The sequence below is a fragment of the Pseudomonas sp. TMW22089 genome, from assembly GCF_022496645.1.
Taxonomy (GTDB): Bacteria; Pseudomonadota; Gammaproteobacteria; order Pseudomonadales; family Pseudomonadaceae; genus Aquipseudomonas; species Aquipseudomonas paraversuta.
In genome coordinates this window covers 54,473-76,028 of the sequence record NZ_SCFG01000023.1, presented here as the reverse complement: position 1 = coordinate 76,028, position 21,556 = coordinate 54,473, and the positions used below count along the sequence as shown (strand labels likewise).

At 60.3% G+C, this 21,556-nt stretch carries 20 protein-coding genes; 7 read left to right on the top strand and 13 right to left on the bottom strand.

The features are described from left to right. Positions 1 to 42: 42 nt before the first annotated feature. Together EQV90_RS18035 and EQV90_RS18030 are read right to left on the bottom strand one after the other, a co-directional pair. Positions 43 to 630: a hypothetical protein gene (locus tag EQV90_RS18035; RefSeq protein WP_240878509.1), complete on the bottom strand. Its 588-nt coding sequence runs from the start codon at positions 628 to 630 to the stop codon at positions 43 to 45. 291 nt (positions 631 to 921) lie between these two features. Further along, the gene (locus EQV90_RS18030; RefSeq protein ID WP_240878507.1) at positions 922 to 1,467 is read right to left on the bottom strand and encodes a hypothetical protein; all 546 of its coding nucleotides are present in this window, start codon (positions 1,465 to 1,467) and stop codon (positions 922 to 924) included. A 259-nt stretch (positions 1,468 to 1,726) separates the two neighbouring features. Between EQV90_RS18030 and EQV90_RS18025 the strand changes: the two genes are divergently transcribed. Beyond that, positions 1,727 to 2,299, top strand: a complete 573-nt coding sequence (locus EQV90_RS18025; RefSeq protein ID WP_240878506.1) for a chorismate mutase — start codon at positions 1,727 to 1,729, stop codon at positions 2,297 to 2,299. Between the two features lie 86 nt (positions 2,300 to 2,385). Here the strand turns inward: EQV90_RS18025 and EQV90_RS18020 are convergent, their stop codons facing one another. Together EQV90_RS18020 and EQV90_RS18015 are read right to left on the bottom strand one after the other, a co-directional pair. Next, positions 2,386 to 2,622 carry a hypothetical protein gene (locus tag EQV90_RS18020; RefSeq protein ID WP_003442339.1) on the bottom strand — a complete coding sequence of 79 codons (237 nt, stop codon included), beginning with the start codon at positions 2,620 to 2,622 and terminating at the stop codon, positions 2,386 to 2,388. Positions 2,623 to 2,811: 189 nt separating this feature from the next. Next, the gene (locus EQV90_RS18015) at positions 2,812 to 3,696 is read right to left on the bottom strand and encodes a LysR family transcriptional regulator (protein WP_003442340.1); all 885 of its coding nucleotides are present in this window, start codon (positions 3,694 to 3,696) and stop codon (positions 2,812 to 2,814) included. 122 nt (positions 3,697 to 3,818) lie between these two features. Between EQV90_RS18015 and EQV90_RS18010 the strand changes: the two genes are divergently transcribed. From EQV90_RS18010 to catA, 3 genes are read left to right on the top strand one after another with little or no spacing between them, the layout of a single operon-like run. Further along, positions 3,819 to 4,967 carry a muconate cycloisomerase family protein gene (locus EQV90_RS18010; protein WP_003442342.1) on the top strand — a complete coding sequence of 383 codons (1,149 nt, stop codon included), beginning with the start codon at positions 3,819 to 3,821 and terminating at the stop codon, positions 4,965 to 4,967. A gap of 10 nt (positions 4,968 to 4,977) precedes the next feature. Beyond that, entirely contained in the window at positions 4,978 to 5,268 is a 291-nt protein-coding gene (gene catC, locus EQV90_RS18005) for a muconolactone Delta-isomerase (RefSeq protein WP_240878505.1), read from the top strand. 51 nt (positions 5,269 to 5,319) lie between these two features. Beyond that, on the top strand, positions 5,320 to 6,249 hold the full coding sequence (gene catA / locus EQV90_RS18000; protein ID WP_003442346.1) for a catechol 1,2-dioxygenase: 930 nt from the start codon (positions 5,320 to 5,322) through the stop codon (positions 6,247 to 6,249). 63 nt (positions 6,250 to 6,312) lie between these two features. On the opposite strand, the gene EQV90_RS21720 is transcribed toward catA, so the two are convergent. Further along, positions 6,313 to 6,447: a hypothetical protein gene (locus EQV90_RS21720; RefSeq protein WP_268968737.1), complete on the bottom strand. Its 135-nt coding sequence runs from the start codon at positions 6,445 to 6,447 to the stop codon at positions 6,313 to 6,315. 196 nt (positions 6,448 to 6,643) lie between these two features. Between EQV90_RS21720 and EQV90_RS17995 the strand changes: the two genes are divergently transcribed. After that, positions 6,644 to 7,429 carry an enoyl-CoA hydratase gene (locus EQV90_RS17995; protein ID WP_240878504.1) on the top strand — a complete coding sequence of 262 codons (786 nt, stop codon included), beginning with the start codon at positions 6,644 to 6,646 and terminating at the stop codon, positions 7,427 to 7,429. A 153-nt stretch (positions 7,430 to 7,582) separates the two neighbouring features. On the opposite strand, the gene EQV90_RS17990 is transcribed toward EQV90_RS17995, so the two are convergent. Beyond that, positions 7,583 to 7,936 (bottom strand): hypothetical protein, encoded by a 354-nt coding sequence (locus EQV90_RS17990; RefSeq protein WP_232286852.1) that lies wholly within the window; start codon positions 7,934 to 7,936, stop codon positions 7,583 to 7,585. A 170-nt stretch (positions 7,937 to 8,106) separates the two neighbouring features. Between EQV90_RS17990 and EQV90_RS17985 the strand changes: the two genes are divergently transcribed. Next, positions 8,107 to 8,796 carry an HAD-IA family hydrolase gene (locus EQV90_RS17985; RefSeq protein WP_240878503.1) on the top strand — a complete coding sequence of 230 codons (690 nt, stop codon included), beginning with the start codon at positions 8,107 to 8,109 and terminating at the stop codon, positions 8,794 to 8,796. 15 nt (positions 8,797 to 8,811) lie between these two features. Further along, positions 8,812 to 9,639: an aminoglycoside phosphotransferase family protein gene (locus EQV90_RS17980; protein ID WP_240878502.1), complete on the top strand. Its 828-nt coding sequence runs from the start codon at positions 8,812 to 8,814 to the stop codon at positions 9,637 to 9,639. Between the two features lie 43 nt (positions 9,640 to 9,682). Here the strand turns inward: EQV90_RS17980 and EQV90_RS17975 are convergent, their stop codons facing one another. The 7 genes from EQV90_RS17975 to EQV90_RS17945 all read right to left on the bottom strand — a co-directional run bounded on the left by EQV90_RS17975 (position 9,683) and on the right by EQV90_RS17945 (position 21,470). After that, complete coding sequence (locus tag EQV90_RS17975; RefSeq protein WP_161718994.1) at positions 9,683 to 11,155, bottom strand: aldehyde dehydrogenase family protein; 1,473 nt, start codon at positions 11,153 to 11,155, stop codon at positions 9,683 to 9,685. Continuing rightward, positions 11,148 to 11,975: an ABC transporter permease gene (locus tag EQV90_RS17970; RefSeq protein WP_003442357.1), complete on the bottom strand. Its 828-nt coding sequence runs from the start codon at positions 11,973 to 11,975 to the stop codon at positions 11,148 to 11,150. Before EQV90_RS17970 ends, EQV90_RS17975 begins: the two co-directional genes overlap by 8 nt. Position 11,976: 1 nt before the next feature. Then, a complete protein-coding gene (locus tag EQV90_RS17965) occupies positions 11,977 to 12,894 on the bottom strand; it encodes an ABC transporter permease (RefSeq protein ID WP_003442359.1) in 918 nt (305 codons plus the stop codon). A 31-nt stretch (positions 12,895 to 12,925) separates the two neighbouring features. After that, positions 12,926 to 14,068, bottom strand: a complete 1,143-nt coding sequence (locus tag EQV90_RS17960; RefSeq protein WP_003442367.1) for an extracellular solute-binding protein — start codon at positions 14,066 to 14,068, stop codon at positions 12,926 to 12,928. Positions 14,069 to 14,107: 39 nt separating this feature from the next. Beyond that, positions 14,108 to 15,223 (bottom strand): ABC transporter ATP-binding protein, encoded by a 1,116-nt coding sequence (locus tag EQV90_RS17955; RefSeq protein ID WP_003442368.1) that lies wholly within the window; start codon positions 15,221 to 15,223, stop codon positions 14,108 to 14,110. A 104-nt stretch (positions 15,224 to 15,327) separates the two neighbouring features. Then, complete coding sequence (locus EQV90_RS17950; RefSeq protein WP_010656326.1) at positions 15,328 to 16,137, bottom strand: LuxR family transcriptional regulator; 810 nt, start codon at positions 16,135 to 16,137, stop codon at positions 15,328 to 15,330. A gap of 260 nt (positions 16,138 to 16,397) precedes the next feature. Next, complete coding sequence (locus EQV90_RS17945) at positions 16,398 to 21,470, bottom strand: RHS repeat-associated core domain-containing protein (protein ID WP_240878501.1); 5,073 nt, start codon at positions 21,468 to 21,470, stop codon at positions 16,398 to 16,400. Between the last annotated feature and the right edge of the window lie 86 nt (positions 21,471 to 21,556).

Below are 21,556 nucleotides of genomic sequence, written 5' to 3'. Positions count from 1 at the left end.
ATTACATCGAGATGTTTTACAACCCAAAACGACGCCACAGTTTCAACAATCAGCTGTCACCGGTAGAGTTTGAAAAGCGTTACGCAGCGAGCCTGGAGAGTGTCTAGGAAACCCGGGGCGATTCAGAAGGCTTCTGTTGTGCTTGGGTAACGCGACAGGCGACCAGGATGAAAGGCTCTTGAAGTTGTACTCGGGGCCTTTGTACGTTAAAGACCTTATGCCGACTACGATGCGTTTATATTGCTGCCTGTCAGGTCTTTTGGAGGTTTGATAGTCGCCTATAAATGTGCCTAAAGAACCAGAGACAACATCGATGCACGCCTTGTCTAGCGCGGTTTCATAATCAGCCGCCGCATATGTTCCAACGCTGCCATGATTGGAATAGAATTTTTGTAGCGGCGACAATTTTTCTTCGGGATACTGGGGGGTATATTTATCGCCCTCGAAATAGTATTCGATGTACCCTCGCGAAATATCGACCCTGTTATAGGTCTTTCTCTTTTCTATCACGTCTTCGAACGTGTACCAGCGCTGCTCAATTAGTCTGTGCTCGACTTCCAGTCCGCTCGCCAAAACCTTTAAAGAAAGCGCGGAGCCGAACAGGATAGCTGCAATCACACTATTTTTCATGGGCTCACCTGAGGCAGGGTTTTTAAATTTTTATTTATTTTAATCGGTGTGTGATAGTGGTGTAGATTTATCTAATGGACACATCAACATCATCAATTGAATGGCCTCGCTTTTTATAAGCATCCAATGACTTATGAGAGTGTGCGAGGGCATTGGGTGCAAGGGCCCGAGTGTTCAAATCACTCGGTCCAGAGCATGTTTTCAATGATCAGGTCCAACTTCCGCGAGTCGGGCTTTTTCATGGGTGTGACTTTTGCGCCACCTCTGCGCGTTGATCCGGGCCTGTTCAGGTCACTGGGCCTTGGCACGCTTGATGTCACTTATGATTTGCCGCGCGATAGCCTGTACCTGCTCTTCGGTCATGGCCGACATGACGCCTTCCCAGGCTGAAGATGAAGTGTCGTAGGTCCGGGACCCGATCAACTGGCCTGACTTCAAGTCTGTAAAGTCTGCCGATGAGTTGATCCAGGCATTACCGACCATGACGCCGGCGCTATAACGCGCACCGGGTGTCAGGTAGCGAAAGTTGGTCACGTTGATCCTGAGCCCGATACCGTCTTTTTCCACAGGGTTCATTGGCTGGGGTTCGGCAAGGCCATAGCCGGCCTGGGTCGCTTCAACGTGCAGGGCCTGGCTCCATTCTTCCTTCAACCGCGGCCAGTCCTTGTTTTGCTCAACCCTGGTGTTGCCCTGGAGCTCGAGGATGATGTTGCGCTTGGCTGCTTCGCGGATTGCCAATGTGTCACTGCCGCTGCTTTTTACAGTGGCAGCGCAGCCGCCCAGCATCGAAATGGCTACGCAGCAGGACAGGGCAAGCGAGAGTTTAGTCAGGTTCATTGAACTTCCATCTTCACAAAAAAAGTAAAAAGCTAATGGTTGCGCCGCGCCAGATCACCCGGCCCAAAGTGCGGTGTTGGTTGTTTTTTTCATCAGACAGAGTATTCGCTGGCCATCATACCGCCATCACCCAATCTGACCATACCCTGGACGATGGTGTCTGCTGACGGCCCAGGGTTTAAATCAACAACACAGCATGTTCTGGCGTGGCGAGGTATTGTTCTGCAGTTTTGACTATTCAGCGAAAAGGATCAGTTGCATGTCTAACCGCCCAGGTTTTTTTCATCTGCTCGGCATTACTGCCCTCAGTCTGTTTATCGGTAGCGCCCAGGCCAGCACGGCTTCAGCGCCTCCCGAGTCGTTGCCGTTGTTGCTGGCAACCATGAATGAGCGATTGAACATCGCAGACCAGGTTGCCCTGAGTAAGTGGGACAGTGGCAAGCCGGTGCAGGACGGTGCGCGCGAAGCGCAAGTCATTGGTAACGCCCGGGTACTGGCCACGGCCAGGCAATTGGACCCGGATGCTGTGGCCGAGCTGCTGGCTGCCCAGATCGAAGGCAACAAGCTGGTGCAGTATGGGTTGCTGGCCGAATGGCAAGCTGCCGGCAAGGCTCCGGACGTCCCGCGGGCTGATCTCTCGACGCAGATCCGGGCACAGCTGGATCAACTGCAAACCCGGCTGTTGCAGCACTACAGTGCCTTCTCCGCGTATCGCAATGCCCCGGACTGCAGCCGCTGGGTTGCTCAGGCGCGCAAAGGCCTGGCCAAGGATCAATTGCATGAACTGGCACTGATTCGGGCAACCGGGGGTCTGTGTACCGCTGGTAAATGACACCAGGGTGACCGGGGGCTGGCGATACAACCGGGGGAGGGGCGGTGTCGGGTAGCGCCCGGTTGCGCGAAGTTGGCCAGCACGACTCAAATGCGTACAGCCTCTTCCCCTGACGCCAGAATATGAAACTCGGTATGGCTGAGTTTGTGGGCGTGGCCGCCACTGCTGACCTGGTAATGCCTGCTGCTCTGCGTCCACCCGGCGTTTGCGCCATCCGCGCCGGTGGTCATGGTTTGGGTGGTCAGTTCCTCTATCTCGTATATACGGCCGGTACTGCTTCTGGCTTCGAACAGATCTGTTCGTACAATCCTTGTCTTGTCCATGACGCGTCCTTGGGTGTTGGTTCCGGGATCAGGCCCCAGGCAATGAACCGCTGCCTGGCACTGGACAAGCCCTTGTCCGCTGATAATCCCTGATCGTTTGCCACTGTGGATTCAATACCCGTTACCGGGCCTCGGCACAATTCGTGCTTTGGCATTAGTCGCAAGTGACAGGGGCAACCGGCAGCCCGATCAAGGCTGCGGCAGCAGTTCCTCAATCACCTGCAAACAATGATTGAGCCCGGGGGATACGTCGCCCACGCGCCGGCTGAGGATGATCGGTGAAGTCGCGTTGGCCTCCAGCAGCGGGGTAAAACCAATATCGTCGCGGTGCAACAATTGCACCGAGGCCGGTACCAGGGTTACGCCGATTCCCGCGCCCACCAGGCCGATGGCGGTTTGCAGTTCGTTGGTCCATTGCGCGACATGGATGTTCACGCCGTAGGAATCGAAGAGGGCAATCACGTGGTCGGCGTAGCTTGGTCGCGGATTGACCGGGTACAGCACAAACGGCTCGGCTGCCAGCTGGCGCAGACTGATGGGCCCTGCCAGCAATCTGTGCCCGGCGGGGAGGGCAGCCACCAGGCGGTCTTCGGTGAGTATGCTCTGGACGATGGCCGGATCCTCGATGTGGATACGTCCGAAGCCGATGTCTATCCGGCCGGCCTTGAGTGCCTGTACCTGCTGCAGGGTGGTCATTTCCGAAAGCCCCAGTTCGAGCTCCACCGACTTGCCGCCGCGCAGGCGCCGAATCAGTTCCGGCAGCACGCCATACAGGGTCGATGGCGCAAAGCCGATGCCCAGCCAGGTTTTTTCCCCGGAGCCGATGCGTTGAGTGTTGTCACAGACCTTGCTCAACTGTTCCAGCAGGGCCGTGCTGTGCTCGTAAAAAAAACGCCCGGCAGCGGTCAGCTTCAGCGGTCGGCCACGCTCCAGCAATAACACCCCCAACTCTTCTTCCAGCTGCTGGATCTGCCGGCTCAGGGGCGGCTGGGCAATATGCAGCAGCTCGGCGGCGCGGGTGAAGTTGAGCGTTTGAGCCAGTACCTGGAAATACCGCAGATGACGCAGTTCCATAGAAACTCCAGAGCAGGTCCCATACCTTAAAGGTATCAAGTCAGACCAATTCTATATTGGTATCGGGGAAAAAGCCGTACCAGAATCAGTCCCGGAATTTCAAGAATCTGACGGGTATAGACATGCTTGCAACAGCCATTGAATCGATCGAGACGGTAATTGTCGATTTGCCGACCATACGCCCGCACAAACTGGCGATGCACACCATGCAGAACCAGACTCTGGTGCTGATTCGTGTGCGCTGCGCCGATGGCATCGAGGGCATTGGCGAGTCCACCACCATCGGTGGCCTGGCCTACGGCAACGAAAGCCCGGACAGCATCAAAACCAACATCGACCGGCATTTCACGCCGTTGCTGCTGGGTCAGGACAGCAGCAACATCAATGCTGCCATGCTGAGGCTGGAACGCAGCATACGCGGCAACACCTTTGCCAAATCAGGTATTGAAACGGCACTGCTCGATGCCCAGGGCAAACGTCTGGGCCTGCCGGTCAGCGAACTGCTGGGCGGACGGGTGCGCAATTCACTGCCGGTGGCATGGACCCTGGCCAGCGGCGACACCGGCAAAGATATTGCCGAAGCCGAAAAAATGCTCGACCTGCGGCGCCACCGCATCTTCAAACTGAAAATCGGCGCCGGTGAAGTCAACCGCGATCTGGCCCACGTGATTGCCATCAAACAGGCCCTGGGCGATCGCGCCAGTGTGCGGGTCGATGTCAATCAGGCCTGGGACGAATCTGTGGCGTTGCGCGCCTGCACAATTCTGGGGAGCAATGGCATCGACCTGATCGAGCAGCCCATCTCGCGCAACAACCGCTCGGGTATGGTGCGCCTTAACAGCATGAGCCCGGCGCCGATCATGGCCGACGAATCCATCGAAAGCGTGGAAGATGCGTTCAACCTGGCGCGGGAAGGTGCTGCTTCGATTTTCGCCCTGAAAATCGCCAAGAACGGCGGCCCCCGTGCCGTCCTGCGCACCGCAAGCATTGCCGAGGCGGCGGGGATCAGCCTGTACGGTGGCACCATGCTGGAAGGCGGCATCGGCACCCTGGCCTCGGCCCATGCCTTTATTACCCTCAACAAGCTGGCCTGGGACACCGAACTGTTCGGGCCGTTGTTGCTGACCGAAGATATTCTCAGTGAGCCGCTGCTGTATCGCGACTTTGAGCTTCACGTTCCGCAAACCCCGGGCCTGGGCCTGACCCTCGATGAAGAGCGCCTGGCGTTTTTCCGTCGCGACAAAACCGCCACCGCCGTTTCTCAAGTCTAAGGAGAGCCTTATGTTGTTCCACGTAAAAATGACCGTGAACCTGCCGCTCGACATCAACCCCGAGGTGGCTGCCCGGCTCAAGGCGGACGAGAAGGCTTTGGCCCAGCGCCTGCAAGATCAGGGCAAGTGGCGTCACCTGTGGCGCATTGCCGGGCTCTATGCCAACTACAGCGTGTTCGAGGTCGACAGCGTCCAGGAGTTGCACGACCTGCTGATGCAGTTGCCGCTGTACCCGTACATGGCTATCGAAGTCACTGCAATGTGTCGCCATCCTTCGTCCATCCGTGAGGACGACCGCTGAGTCCTGGGAACCCGGTCAGTTACGCCAATAATTACAAGATGAGGAACCACCATGAACGCCAAGATTTCCCATACTGCCAGCGCCCGTAAATTTCTCGACGAGGCCAGCGGTCTGCACAACGATGGGGGCGACCCGCGGGTCAAAGCCCTGATCAGCCGCATCCTGCGTGACTCAGTGAACATCATCGAAGACCTCGCCGTGACCCCGGAAGAGTTCTGGAAAGCCGTGAACTACCTGAACGTCCTGGGCTCGCGTCAGGAAGCCGGGCTGTTGGTGGCAGGCCTGGGGCTGGAGCATTACCTGGACCTGTTGATGGACGCCGAAGACGAGCAGGCCGGCAAGTCCGGCGGCACCCCGCGCACCATCGAAGGCCCGCTGTATGTAGCGGGCGCGCCACTGTCCAACTTCGAGGCGCGACTGGATGACGGCGTCGACCCGGGTGTTCAGCTGTTCATGCAGGGCCAGGTGAAAAACACCGCTGGCGAGCCCCTTGCCGGTGCGGTGGTCGATGTGTGGCATGCCAACACGGGCGGCACCTATTCCTATTTCGATGCCAGTCAGTCGGAGTTCAACCTGCGTCGGCGAATCGTCACCGATGCCGAAGGCCGCTACCGTTTTCGCAGCATCGTGCCGTCAGGCTATGGCTGCCCGCCGGACGGTCCGACCCAGCAACTGCTCGATCAACTGGGCCGTCACGGGCAGCGCCCGGCGCATATCCACTTCTTTATTTCTGCTGCGGATCATCGTCACCTCACGACCCAGATCAACCTCGATGGCGACCAGTACCTGCATGACGACTTTGCCTACGCCACACGCGATGAACTGATCGCCAAAATCAGCTTCAGCGATGACCAGCAGCGCGCAGCCGAACATGGAGTGAGCGGCAAGTTTGCCGAAATCGAATTCGATTTCACCCTGCAGTCCTCTGCTCAGCCCCAGGAGCAGCAGCGCCAGGAGCGGGTTCGCGCGCTAGAGGACTGATCACCTCACAAGTCCCCTGACTCTGTTCAGCATCTCGCAGAACCCTGAACCCGGTTCTGCCCTTTACCAGCTCAGGCAAACCCCTGCGTTACCACCGACACCCTCCAGGGTGTTGGTGTTGTAATCCGCTGCCAGGTACAGGCCCATCGTCGAAGACAATCGCGCCACCACCCCGACGCTGGCAAGCCAGGCTCCCACAGGCGATTTTCGGCACTGCGCAAAGGCTGCCACAGAAAACATGCACCCATGGCCATGCCTGTTGGCCAGGGCACACACACTCGCCTGGCCGGCGGCCCACCTGTTGGTTTACAGCGGTTTGAGAGCTTACTTATGATGAGCGACTTTTTTGGTATCCAGTTTCGTATAACGCAACAGCATCGAGAGGAAAACAATAATGAACTCCCGACAAGAACCGGTCGTGACCCTGGAAGTCCGCAATGATGGCGTGGCAGTGGTGCAGATCTCCCCTCCTGAAGCGAAGAACGCTCTCAACAGTGCTGTGCGCGAGCAATTGGCCGTGCATTTTCGTGCGCTGGCCAGCGATGTGCGGGTGCGCGCCATCGTCCTGACCGGTGGTGAGCAGTGCTTTGTTGCCGGGGCCGACATCCGCGAGTTCGCCCACGCCAGCGCCATCGAGATCTACCTCAGGCACACCGAATACCTTTGGGAGGCCATCAGTCGTTGTCCGAAGCCGATCATCGCTGCCGTCAACGGTTTTGCCCTGGGCGGTGGTTGTGAACTGGCGATGCATTGCGACATCATCGTGGCCGGTGAGTCGGCGCGCTTCGGTCAGCCAGAGGTCAAGCTGGGCCTGATGCCGGGTGCCGGTGGTACCCAGCGCCTGATCCGTGCGGTCGGCAAGGTACAGGCCATGCGCATCGCGCTCACGGGCTGCCTGGTGCCTGCGCCGCAAGCGCTTGCCATAGGCATGGTCAGCGAGGTGGTGAGCGACGCTCAAACAGTGCCCCGGGCCCTTGAACTGGCCGCAGAAATCGCCGCATTGCCGCCACTGGCGGTGGCGCAGATCAAGGAAGTGATGCTGGCGGGCGCTGATATGTCGCTGGACAGCGCATTGATCCTGGAGCGCAAGGCGTTCCAGCTGTTGTTTGATTCAAAGGATCAAAAAGAGGGCGCCCACGCCTTTCTGGAAAAGCGTAAAGCCAACTTTATCGGCGAGTGAGGGACGCCTTCCACACCAACAGAAATGCGTACCAGGCCGTTTCGCACTCCGGTCTGCTGCACAACAGTACAGCCTGGCATGACTAAATGAGGGTTTGAGCCGTGTTGCCCGGCAGGCAGTCGCAATCAACTGCCCTTTGCAGTGCTGCTGTTATCAGCTACTGCCCATGCTTTTGGATAATGTCTGTTCCGCTGCCACGAATGCCGGCGTCTTGCCGGCATCGGCATAGACCTCTTCACCGTCTTCAACCCGGATCACTTCCGAGCCCTGTACATAGGGCATGGATTTCTCTGCTTCCATGACTGCTGAGTGCAGTAGCCCCTCAGTGATGGTCGCTTCATCCAGGCCATAGGCCTGGGCCAGCGCCTTGATTTTGATCAGGTCGTGTTTATCCAGGGTCAGGGTGTATTCCACCCGTTCGCCGGTCTGTCTGGCTTTTGCTTCCCAGTTGTTGAGCAAGTGCTTGAAGGTGTCCATGAAATGCGCCCCGGTTGACTGTAGATGCATGCACTATCTGACTGTAGCCGGGGAATTAGGTTCGCTGGAGCAGCCAGTCCTGGTGGGCGCTGGCTTGCCAGCGATGGAAGCCGCTACTTATTTCTGTTGCCGCTGGCATTCAGGCAAGCCTGACCGTTATTGTGCTGAATCCTTTTAGTCCCTTGCATGGATCTGTTGTGATGAACGCACCGCGTACTGCTGTGGGCCCGATCAAGGCCGTAATTTTTGATATGGACGGTTTGTTGCTGGATACAGAGGGTATCTACAGCGAAGTGACACAGATTATCGCCGCGCGCTACGGGCGCACCTATGGCTGGGAGATCAAGCAGCAAATCATCGGTCGCGGTGCCCGGGACCTGGCGGCCATTCTGGTCAAGGCCCTGGAGTTGCCGCTCACGGTGGACGAGTTTCTGCTCGTGCGCGAACCGCTGTTGAGCGAGCGTTTCCCCAAGGCCCTGGGCATGCCGGGGGCCGAAGCGCTGGTGCGGCACTTGCAGGCGCATAACATCCCGATTGCCGTGGGCACCAGTTCGTCGCGCCATTCCCTTGCGCACAAGACGACCTTGCACCGCGAATGGTTTAACTTGTTCGACACCATTGTTACCGCTGACGACCCTGAAGTCGGCGCCGCCAAACCTGCGCCCGACATCTTTCTGACGGCTGCCCGGCGTCTGGGCGTGGCACCCGAGGATTGCCTGGTGTTCGAGGATTCGCCCTTTGGCGTGACCGCCGCCAAGGCCGCCAACATGGCCGCTATTGCGGTGCCCGACGAAGCCATGGCCGACAGCAAATGCCAGCACGCCGACCAGATTTTGCGCAAGCTGGCGGATGTTGATCTGGCCGCCTATGGTTTGCCGCCATTGCGCTGAGAATCAGGAGCCCGGGTGAATAATCCAGAATTGAATCACGACCTGTTCACGCCCTGGCTGGAGCAATGGCAACTGACCATCGAGGGTGAGGCCTTTGCTTCGCGCAATGGTTATTTGTTGCCTGTCAGCCAGGGCGGGCAGCCGGCCATGCTTAAAGTCTCGCAAGAGCCCGAAGAGCAGGCCGGCGCTCAACTGATGGCCTGGTGGGCGGGGGAGGGAGCGGCACCGGTGCTGGCCCATGACCATGAGGCGTTGCTGTTGCAGCGTGCCCAGGGCCGCGCCACGCTTGCGGGGATGGTCGCAGACGACGCCGATGATCAGGCCACGCACATTCTGTGCAGGGTTATCGGCCGTTTGCATAAACCGTCGCCAAAGCCGCTTCCGGCTCTGGTCCCGCTGCAACAGCGTTTCGAGTCGCTATGGGGCGCAGCGGCGGCCCACGGCGGCATTCTGCAGCTTTGCGCCGCCAGTGCCCGCGAACTGCTGGCCAGTCCCCGGGACGTCGGGGTGCTGCACGGCGATGTCCACCATGGCAACGTGCTCGATTTCGGCGCGGCCGGCTGGCTGGCCATCGACCCCAAGGGGCTCTTCGGAGAACGCGGATTCGATTACGCCAACATTTTCTGCAACCCCGATCACCACAGTGCGCTGGCCCCAGGCCGCTTTGCCCGGCGTCTGGAAATCGTGGCAGCCGCCAGCGGTATTGATCGCAGCAGATTGTTGTGCTGGGTCCTTGCCTGGGCAGGGCTGTCCGCGAGCTGGATGCTTGAAGACCATGAAGATCCGGGTGGCGTGATGCAAGTGGCGAAACTGGCGGGATCGGCATTGAGCCTGATCGAGTGAGCCGTGGGCGCCCTGTCTGCAACAGGCAGGGTGCCCATGGCGGTTATTTCAGATACCAGCCCCACGGCCGGTCATCGATGTACTCGGTCACCTGCTTGGTTTCCAGATAATTGTTCAGCCCCCACTGGCCGAGTTCGCGGCCAATGCCGCTGTGTTTCATGCCGCCCCACGGCGCTTCGACAAAGGTCGGTTGCGAGCAGTTGACCCAGACTATGCCCGCCCGCAACTGGTTGGCCACCCGGCTGGTGCGGTGCAGGTCGGCACTCATCACGGCAGCGGCGAGGCCGAAGCGGCTGGCATTGGCCATTTGCACGGCTTGCTCTTCGGTCTTGAAGCGCTTGATACATAACACCGGCCCGAACACTTCTTCACGCCATAGAATACTGTTATGCCCCGGTTCGTCGAAGATTGCCGGCTGGATGAAATAGCCCTCTTGCAGATGCCCGGGGCGCTGACCGCCAGTGAGCAGACGAGCGCCGCTGGCGAGCCCCTGATCGATGTAGCCCAGGACCTTGTCGTATTGGCCCTGACTCACCAGGGGGCCAAGCAACACCCCGGGTTGCAGGCCGGGGCCGATGGTGATTTTTCGGGTTTCCTCCACCAGCCGCTCGATTAACCGCGCAGCGATGCTTTCCTGCACCAGCAGGCGTGAGGTGGCGCTGCACACCTGACCCTGATTCCAGAAAATGCCGAACAGAATCCATTCCACGGCGGCATCGATATCGGCATCGTCGAACACAATAAAGGCCGATTTACCGCCGAGCTCGAGGCTGATGTTTTTGATGCTGCGGGCCGCCGCCGTCATGATTTTCGAGCCGGTGGGCACGCTGCCGGTGAAGGCCAGTTTGTCCACTGCCGGGTGCTCGGTGAGGGGGCTGCCGGCGTCAGTGCCAAGCCCGGTCACAATGTTCAGGACCCCGGCCGGCAGGCCGATACGGTCTGCGGCAGCGGCCAGTTCAAGGGCCGTGAGCGGAGTCAGTTCCGAGGGCTTGAGCACCAGGGTGGCGCCGGCGGCCAATGCCGGGGCCACCTTCCATGCCGCCATCAGCAACGGGTAGTTCCACGGGATGATTTGCCCGGCCACGCCAATCGGTTCATGGCGGATCCGGCAGCGAAAACGCGGGTCGGGCAATGGCAGCGGTTGATCCTGTTGCTGATCCAGTTCCCGGGCCAGCCCCGCGTAATAGCGAAAGCAGCCAATCGCATCGCCAACATCCCACTGGGCTTCGGGCAGCGGCTTGCCGTTATCGCGCACTTCCAGCTCGGCAAGTCCCTGCTGGTGGTGCTGCAGTTCATCGGCCAGGGCGTCGAGCCATTGCCCGCGCTCGGCGCCGCTGGTTTTGCCCCAGTCACTGTCGAACGCGCGGCGGGCTGCGCGCACGGCATGATCAATGTCTTCTTCAGTGCCGGCCGCGACCCGGTGAAAAACCTGGCCGGTGGCCGGATCGATGACGTCGAGCAAGCCCCCCAGGTCCGCACCCACCCATTCGCCGTTGATATAAAGCTGGTCACGCATGCTGAGACTCCTGGCTGTTGGTACGGCGGCTTTGCAGATGACGGGAAGTGAACAGCAGCAACAGTGACAGGCAAATAATGACGGTCGAGACAGCGTTGATCTCCGGCGTCACGCCGCGGCGAATGGAGGAAAAGATGTAAATCGGCAAGGTGGTTTCGGAGCCGGCGACAAAGAAGGCGATGATGAAATCGTCGAAGCTGAAGGTGAATGCCAGCAGGAACCCGGCCATGATCGCCGGGCTGATCTGCGGCAGCGTGACCCGCCAGAACGTCTGCATCGGCGGCGCATACAGGTCGGCCGAGGCCTCCAGCAAGGCTTTGTCCAGGGAGTCGACGCGACTGCGCACAATCACCATGACCAGCGCCATGGTGAACAATGAGTGCGCCGCAATGACCGTGGCAAAGCCCATGTTCAGGCGCGGCGCGGCAGGTATCCAGCTGGCCAGCAACGGGTTGATGAAGTCGAACAGGCTGATGAAGGCAATCAGGGTCGAGATGCCGATGACGATCCCGGGAACGATGATCGCGCAATAGGTCAGGGCATCGAACATCAGCCGCACCCTGGGCCCGGCCCGTTGCAGGCCGAATACCGCCAGGGTACCGAACAGGGTGGCTATTACCGCGCTGGTCAAGGCAATGAATGCGCTATGGGCCAGCGCCTCCATGATGAACGGGTTGCCGAAGGCGCGACCGAACCATTGCACCGAGCAGCATTCGAATGCCAGGCCGCTGCGCCCGGCGTTAAAGCTGAACAGTACGATCAGGGCAATCGGCGCGTAGAGAAACAGATACAACGATGTCGAATAGCTGCGCAGCCACATGTCACACCCCCGAGTCGACAGGACGGCCGCCATAGCGCGCCACCAGTTTCAGATACACACCGATGATCACCAGCATCATCGCCACCAGAGTCATTGCCAGCGCACTGCCAAATGGCCAGTTGCGCGATTGCAGGAACAGGTCGACCAGCGCGTTGCCGAGAAAGAACACTTTGCCGCCGCCGAGAATGGCCGGGATCAGGAACTCGCCCATCAGCAGGATAAACACCAGCATCACCCCGGTAATCACCCCCGGTGCGCTCAGTGGCAGGGTGATGCGCCGAAAGCTTTCAAAGGCACTGGCACCCAGGTCGGCGGAGGCTTCCAGCAGGCGCTTGTCGAGTTTTTCCAGGCTGACATAGATCGGAAACACCATGAGCGGCAAGTAGCCGTAAACGATGCCGATCAGCACTGCCCACGGGGTGTTGATCAGGCGTACGTCTTCCAGGCCGAAACTGGCCAGCAGCGCCGGAATGCCTTTGCCGCTGAGGAGGAAGATCCAGGCATAGGTGCGGATCAGGAAACTGGTCCAGAACGGCACTATCACCAGGGTCAGCAGCAGCGAACGGTTCTTGCTCACCTTGAGCGCCAGAAAGTACGCCAGCGGGTAGGCCGCCACCAGGCACACCAGAGTGCCCAGTGGCGCCAGGATCAAGGTGTTGCTGAACGCGGCGGCCCGCGAACCGAGGTTCAGGTAGTTGTCCAGGGTGAAGCCGGCGGCATAGCCGCCCACGGCACTGCGTTCGCCGAAGCTGTAGACCAGAATGATCAGCAGCGGCATCAGCAGCAACAGCAGGAACCACAGGGTCGATGGCAACAGCATGAGCAGCGTCATCCGCCGGCCGAGGCTGCGCCGCTGGCGTGCCCCGACTGACAGGGCTGTGCCCGGCTGTACCGATTGCGGGTGGGCGGCGGCGTTCATGGGGGGGCTCCTCAATGGCCATGGCAAAGCATCAGGCGGACTTGAAACGGGCCATCAGTTCAGCCCGTGCCGGACTGGTGAGTGTGGCGGCGGCACCGAACTCCAGCGGGCTCAGGGCTTCGGCGGCCGGGTACATGATCGGGTCTTCAAGCAGGGCGACCGGCAGCAGGGCGTCGACCCGCTTGTCACCACTGGGGTAGCCGTGGCTCAAGACTTCGAGCTTGTTGTGCTGAGGGTCGAGCAGGTAGTTGATAAAGGCGTAGGCAGCGTCCTTGTGCTCGGAGCTTTTGGGGATCGCGAAGAAGTCGCTCCACAGTTCGCCTCCTTCCTTGCCCAGCTCGTATTGCATCTGCGGCAGGTCGCGATGCAGCTGCGAGGCGTCACCGGTCCAGGACATCGCCAGCCAGGCATCGCCGCTGCGCATCGATGGCTGGATATCGGAGTTGATGGCAAACAGGTGCGGCTTGACTTCGATCAGCAGTTTCTCGGCATCTGCCAGCTCTTTCGGGTCCAGAGAGTTGAAGCTGTAGCCGAAGCTTTTGAGGGCGTTGCCAATGGCGGTCAGTTGGTAGTCGTGGACCATGGTGCGGCCGCTGGCGGGACCCTGGGCGGCGGCCCAGAACGCTTTCCAGCTGGCGGGGCCGTCCTTGAGTTTTTCGCTGTCGTAGAGCATCCCGGTGGTGCCCCAGTTTTTCGGCACCGCGTAAACCTTGCCGTCCACCGTGCCCTGGGCCATGAACTTTTGCTGGAAGGCCGAGGCATCGAAATTGGGCAGGCGCGCCAGGTCCAGAGGTTCGATCAGGCCCAGGCCGACGTAGGTGCTGATGGTGTAGTTGGTGGGCACCAGTACGTCCCAGCCACTGCCGCCGGCTTGCAGCTTGGCGAGCATTTCTTCGTTGGAACCGAACACGCTCATGGACACCCGTGCGCCGCTGGTTTTGCCAAAGTCGTCAAGATTTTCCTGGCTGTGATAATTCGGCCAAGTGGCCAGCGCCAGGCGATCGCTCGACAGTTTTTGCTCGCCCGCCTGGGCGCTGGACATCAGCAGGCCGGGCATGTTGCTGGCGACCACGGCTGCGGCAACCCCCAGGCCGGTGCGTCCCAGGAAGTCGCGACGGCTGATCGAGCCGTTCTGCCAGCTGCGCAGGTTTTTGATAAATGTCTTCTGGTCCATAACGCGCTCCACATTCGGTTGTTGAAACGAATCGTTGATTTACAACGCCATGGCCAGGCCGTTGGCGTGATCCCAGCCGACACTCACGGCTGCGCCGTGTTCGAAGGCATTGGCCGGGTGATCCTGCTGGCGTGGGACACGCACGCAAATCACCCCGAAGGCCTGGGTGCGCACGCGATATTCGGTGCAGTTGCCCAGATAGATGCGGTCTTCCACGCGGCCTGGCAGCTTCACTTCGCGAAGCATGTCGGCGTTGGCGCCGGCAATGCTGATCAGCTCCGGGCGCACGGCGATGCATCCCGGGGCATCGGCGCTCAAGGTTTTGCCGGTGGGGGTCAGCGGGCTTTCAAGCTCCAGCCCCTGCTCGGTGCGCAGCACCACCGAGTTGCCCTGCAGCTGGCGCACCGTGCCGTTGAACAGGTTGGACTCGCCAATGAAATCGGCCACGTAGCGGCTGGCCGGGGCTTCGTAGAGTTGCTCCGGGGTGGCGGTCTGAATGATCGAGCCGTTGTGCATCACGCTGATGCTGTCACTCATCGACAAGGCTTCTTCCTGGTCATGGGTGACCAGTACGAAGGTGATGCCGACCTCCCGTTGCAGGCGCAGCAACTCGGACTGCATCTCCTTGCGCAACTTGCGATCCAGGGCTGCCAGCGGCTCATCCAGCAGCAATACCGTGGGTTTGTTGACCAGCGCCCGGGCCAGGGCCACGCGCTGTTGCTGGCCGCCGGACAGCTCGCTGGGCTTGCGCTGGCCGAAGCCGCTCAGGCGCACCATCTCCAGGGCCTCGTCGGCCATGCGCAGCTGGGTTTTTTTGTCCGGCCGCGGGTTGCGGTAGCGCAGGCCGTAGGCGATGTTTTGCGCCACGGTCAAATGCGGGAACAGTGCGTAATGCTGAAACACCATATTCACCGGTCGTTCGAATGCAGGCACGCCGGCCACGTTTTTGCCCGCCAGCAACACTTCGCCGCTGCTGGGTTGTTCGAAGCCGGCGATCATGCGCAGGGTGGTGGTTTTGCCGCAGCCGGAGCCGCCGAGGAAAGAATGAAATGAGCCACGGCGCACGGCGAAGTTCAGCCCGTTAACGGCTGATACCTCGCCGTAGCGTTTGACCACATTGCAGAATTCGATGTCGCTTGGCGGGTTGTCGTTCACGGTCCGGCTCCCTTGCAGTGATGAATCAGCGCGTCGGGGGTCAAACTAGCAATCGGGGTTTTGCGCTGTATATATCCCTTGGGGGATAGAGTCGTTATCAGGTGTCAGGGCTCGACAACCAGCTCCTGGCCGGTGAGGTCGCGGATAAACAGCCCGAGCAATTCCGACTGGCTGCCTATGCCCAGTTTGGCGTAGATGTTCTTGCGGTGAATCTTCACCGTGCCGGGGCTGATGCCCAGTTGCTCGGCCACCGAGGCGCTGGAATGGCCGCGCAGCAGCAGTTGCACGATTTCCTGCTCGCGCACGGTGAGGATGTGGGCGCCAAAGTGATCGAAGACCTCGCGGATCTTGAAGTCCAGATCCTGGGCCGGGCGCGGCTGCTCGGTCTGGCGCAAGCGCCAGGCTTCATTGATCACCTGCTCGACCACCGCTTGTGCGCACTCGATCAACTGCATTTCATCGCGACTGAAGGCGCAACTGGCGGTGCTGCGCATCAGTGACAGCACGGCCATGGCGCCTGCGCCCAGGTCGACGAAAAAGGCCACTTCCTCGGCCAGTCCGGTTTGCTGGTAGTAGGTCAGGTAGTACTCGCCGAGATAGAAATGGTCGGGTGCAAACTGGCGCAGGCGCCACAGCCCCGGTGGTTGCGCGCGGGTGCAGGCCAGGTAGAAAGGGTCCAGCAAGTAAGGCCCGCACTGATAGTCATCGACATACACCGCACGCTTGTCCGCCGAGAAGGTATCGAACAGGGCCAGCGGCCGGTGATTGCCTTCGTAGACGAACAGAACAAAGTGATCGATCGGGCAGACCTGCCTTAGCCAGTGGCTCAAGCCCGCCAGTCGCCCGTGCCCGGCAGGCAAGGCCAGCAGATGGGCGACACCGGTGGTCCAGAGTTTCAGTTCCTTGGGGCGCATGGCGGATTCAGGCAAGAAGGGTCGAATTTGAATGCACGAATTACGCCACGGGGAGCCGGACCTTGCCGGGCAGGGGTTATTGAAGTGCTGCTTCGAACAAGACTTCAGGTGAGTGGCTAAACGCCGGAACCAGGTTTGATCCTGGCCCCGGCGGTTTAATCAGCAGCGCATCAGGGGCGCCATAAACGTTTCGCAATGGCAGTCGAGATAGAGCCGAAACAGACCTGAGTCACTCTGCTGGAGTTAACTCAGGTACAGCACTACAGAATCCGGCACCTCTGGGTTCTCTGCCTTATAGTGGCCTCCTGGGGAGGCGAGGCAGGCCGCTGCGCCGTGCGAGAATGAAGCCATTGATAATCAGCTTCGGCCAATTCCTGCAGTGGGCTCATCAGCCTTGGTCGACCATGTCGGGCTATATGGTCCGTATAGCGGTCTAATTCCCTTCTGCTGACGATCCTCAAGGCACTTGGGTTGCTGATTCCGGCTTCCCCCAGCTGCCAGGGGTAATAGTGGGGATGAGTGCCGGATACGATTTGTCTGACTTCTCTGATGTAGGCCGGGTTGTGATCGAGAAACCCTCCGTTAGCCAGATAGAGGTTCCCGTCAGAGATAACGCTCACGGGAGCTGCCGACGGAAGTTCCAGGGGCCTGCTATAAACGGCGCGCCTGTTAGCCGAATTGGTTTGCCCTAAACTTTGCAAATCACTACGGGACAAGTGCGGCAAAAAGCTATTCCGGATCGGTGTTTGTTCCAGCAAATAGGACAGATCCATGTCGCGCATGGGTGTCACTCGCTGGGTTCCCCCGGGTAATGCACGGCGGCCTCTCGTAGCCCCCCCGGCATGTTGCAGTTTGTGCTGCCAGCTGCCTACGAATTTGCCGGCACTTTTAACTCCCTTGGCCGCAGCCCCGGCCATTGACGGAGCCGCCGAGGCCAGACCCGTTGCCATGCCCACCCAGCCCAGAATCCGCCCGGCGTTTTCATTGCCGGTGGCCAGCAAGGCTATCGAGGCCACATCCGCTGCCAGCGACACCACGCTCAGGGTCGCGGTGGTGACTGCCGTTACATAGCTGGCGGTCAGCGCCGCAGTGGGCGCCGCCAACGCACCCAGGGAGGCCACGGTGCCGACCAGTGCCAGCGCGAGACCGGCCGCCGGCAACAGCCAGTCCAGCCACGAATGGCCCGACGGGTCGATGCGGTTGACCGGATCCCCGGCGCAGTAGGCATAGCCATTGAGCCCGCCTTCGCCGAAGGGGCTGAGGCTGTCACGGCTGTGGAAGCGCATCAGTGCGGGGTTATAGATGCGGTAATCACCCAGGAAATACCAGCCGCTGTCCTGTTCGCGCAAAGCGCCGGCGTAGCCCAGTCGGCTGGTGCCGGGCTGGCTCTGGCCGTAGGCGCCGTAGACCGGGGCATTGATCCCGTCATTGGCCTCAGTGGTTATCGAACCCTGGGCATCGGTGCCCAGCAGCATCACTTCGCGCACCGCTGATGCCAGTCGGCTTTCTGCCACCGGGACGTCACCGGCCCGTACCCAGCGGGTTTGAGTGTCTTCACCCACCTCGCAACTGAGTTGACCGCCGGTGTGGTAGCGCCAGCGCGGGCCGCGCAGATCCTCGGTCTTGATGATGTTGCCCGCCGGGCCGTAGTGCCAGCGGCGTTCGCCTGTAGGCAGGGTGACGCCAATGAGTCGGCCCAGGGCGTCGTAGTGCAGTGGATTACCGCGCTCGTCGCGTTTGAGATTGCCCAGCGCGTCGTACTCCAGGGTTACCGGTGCCGGGTAATCGGCGCGGCTGTGGCTGACGCTAAGCAGTTGGGTAAGGTCGGCGGGGTTGTAGCCGAATACACTGACATTGTTGGCGCTGGCGTCGGCAAAGACCGTTTCCAGTCGACGAATATTGTCGAGGGCGTCGTACTGGAAGTGTTGCTCGCGGTAAGGGTGGCCGTGAGCATCCTGCGGTAAATCCTCACCGTGCAGACGGTGCGCAATCACCCTTCCGCGCAGGTCGTAGTCGAAGCTTTCACTACGCACCAGAACACCGTCACGGGTCAGTTCACGCTGCGCAAGCTTGCCGTCTTTACGCCATTGCTGGGTCTGGATTTCAAGGGACTGTCGGGTGGGCGTACGGGTAGCCGTTTCTCGGCGGGCCGGACGGCCCAGGCTGTCGTAGCCCAGGGTTACGGTCATGTCCCGCGAGCCGTCTATAGATTGCGTGCGCTGCTGATGAATTCGCGAGGCTGCATCGTAGGTGACGCTAATAGTGACGTCAGGGCCTTGCTGTTGAATCAAGCGACCCAATTCGTCGTATTGGCAGCGCTGTTCGGCGCCGTCGGCATCGGTCAGCCGCGTCACTGTGCCCGCCGGTGTAGTGCTTTGCTGTTGCGAGCGCGGCTGGTCGCCGTGCCAGGCGTAGTCGGCTTTGCTCAGTTGGCCGGACGGAGACCAGTGATCTTTTTGCAGACCCAGATTGCCCCGGGATTCCAGCAAACGGCCGCTTAGCGGATCGTATTTATTGAACACACTGATCCCGGGCGCTTGCAGCGACAGCAATGCGTCGCCCAGTTCCGGTTGGCGCTCACTCTGCACCCGGGTACCGTCGGGCAGGATTTGGCTATGGGCGTGGATTTCTCCTTCGGCATATTCCCATTTGGAGACACTCTGCCCGACCTTTTCCCACACCAGTCGGCCCAGACCGTCATATTTGCGCTCGCCCAGCAGGACTTCATTACTGCCCAATGAAGGGTGGCTAATCGATACCGTAGCCGGCAATTCACTGTCATGGCCTTCGGCATAGGTGCGCTTGATGACACTGCCGTCGGGCAGGGTGGTGGATACCAGTCGGTCCAGTACATCCCACTCCTGCCGGGTCTCCCGGCCCATGGCATCGGACTGGCTGATGCAGCGGCCCAACCCGTCATAGGTCCAGCTCAATTCGTGCTGAAGTACGCCGTCTGCGCAATACAATCGCTCGGTCAGCGGCTTGCCATCCAGGGTGTGGGTGGTGACTGTTCTGGCCCCGGCCACGCCATTGGCGTCGGTCTGCCAGCTGCTGCCGGTCAGGGCCACCGGGTCGGCCAGGGTGTGCTGGGTGACACCGTCCGCGCCGGTTTCGGTCAGCACATTGCCCCAGTCATCAAAGGTCCGCTCAGTGGTCAGGCTCAGGGCCGGGACGTCTTCGTTACCGGGATCGTAAGTCGTTTCACGGAACACCCGGCCCAGCACGTCATATTCGGCAGTCCAGGCGGTATAGGTCTCACCGCTGTCGGTTTGTTTTTCACGGCGGATTTCCCGGGCCATGCCATCGAGCCAGACAGTTTCCTTACGCCCGGAAGCGCCGATTCGGGTCTGGCAGCGCTCGTTCGCTGACAAGGAATAGGCCCAGTTGACCTTGGCCTCGAAGGCTGAATCCGGAGCCGCGACTTCCTGAGTCACACGCCCCAGGGCATCGTGGGCAAAGGCCATGCGCAACTGCTCGTCGGTCTGCTCGGTGACCATCAGGCCGGAGTACAAATCCTGCGACGATTGCGCAACAGTTGACTGGCCATCGTGACCTGTAATCGTGACATTTTCCTGCAGCACGGCACGTTGAAGAGAGCGGGCGTCTGGCGCTTGGGTCAGGGTGTAGCTGTAGGTCCGGGTGGTGCTTTTGCCCTGTACCCTTTGGGTTTCGCTGAGCATACGGCCGTGATGGGGTGAGGCCGGAGCATTGATAAAGGTCTGGCTGGAACGGCCCAATTCAGTGGGTTTGTCGCCTTCAACCAGCAGCAACCGCTCTTCGCTGCTCTGGATAAAAGTCGGCAATGCAAACCCTGGAGCATCCCCACGCACGGGCAGGGATTGATAGCGATATTGGGTCTGCTTGACCGGGCCTTCGGTGCCGGGTGGGGGGCTGACCGTACGACTTTTCAGACGGGTGATGCGGCCCAATGGGTCGGCCGGGCAGTTGTCGCTCTCACCGGTTACCGGGTAGTACTCGGACTCTTCAACGACCCCCAATGCATTGCGGTGCCACACCGGGTTGCCCAGCTCGTCGTAGCGGGTTTCTTCTTCGGTAACAAGCTCCCGCAGTACCCGTTGGCCATCCAGCTGCGCCTTGCGGGTAATGACTTTATGCGGGAACTGGAAATACGGCAGTTGCCGGGCAATGGGCAGCCACGGCTCGTCGTAATAGGTGGTCTCGGTTTCCTGCAGCGTCTGGCCCTGTTGCGTGCGTTCACGGGTCAGCAGGTGAAAGCGGTTAAAGGTGCGGGACACTGTTTGCAAAACAGTACCCCGGGCATCCATCAGGGTTTCGGTGGAGCCGTAGAGGAAATCCCCGGCACCGGTCAGGTGATAGAGATTGTCTTCGCGGTTGCGCCACTGACGTACCGCCGGCCAGCCAAAATAGTTGTTGCTGCCGTACAGGCCGTAGTCATAGCGAACCAGTTGCACCGTCTGGCCGTCTCCCGGGTCCTTGCGGGTCTGGCTGACCACCGGCATCCGCGCAAACGGTGCCCCCGGCGGCAACGCCAGACCGTTTGCCTCGCTATAGGTCACCTCTTCGGTGCTGCCGGTGGGCTGGGTGCATTTGCTCAGCAGCAACAGGCCTGAATCACTGCGGGTGTATTCAAACTGCCAGCCACTGTCGGGCAGGCCGTCCACCGTCACTCGGCGCAACTGCCCGGAGACCCGGTGAAAAGACATCACCACCTGTGAGGGGGTATCCGGTTGCAACGTCAGATGGGTCAGCACGCCCTCGTAGGTCAGTGCCAGCACCGTGCGGCCCTGGGCATCGCTGATTTTTTGCAGGTAGGCCGCGTTGCCAACCGAACGCCAGTCAAACCTCAGAGCGCTGCCATCGGCACCCACCAGGGTGCTGACCACCCACAGGCTTGGATGTCCGGGTAAGGGGATAAGGCGTTCACAGCTGCCGTCGTTATGCCGGATCCACATTTCCTGGCGCTGCACCGTGACCGTTACCACCGGCAAGCGCACATCGGGGAAACGCATGCTCTGGCCGACAATCTCACCGCGAAAGCGCTCGCCGGAATTGAGCTGCAGTTGTTGGCTGACACCGTCCCAGGAGGTGGTGCCGAGCATCCAGCCCAGACCAAAGCCCTGGTCGGCTGTCATCAGCGGGCTATGGCTCAGATGCAATTGGCCGATGGGCCCGCGCAAATCATTGGCGGCGCCTGTGGGCAGGCTGATCGAGGCCGAGAACGCACCGGTGCGTGGATCGACCCCGGCACTGATGCTGCTCATAAAGTTGTAGGCGCCGGAATACACATCGCCGCTGTTGAGCAGGCTGGCGGCGGACTGGATGTCGGGGGTGTGCTCAGATGAGTGATGCATGTTTGCTACTCCTTGGCTGGAACGAAATAGCAAAATAGGAGCGCAGGCTTGAGGCTGACAATGAGCAGCAGCTGTAGAGGATGTCA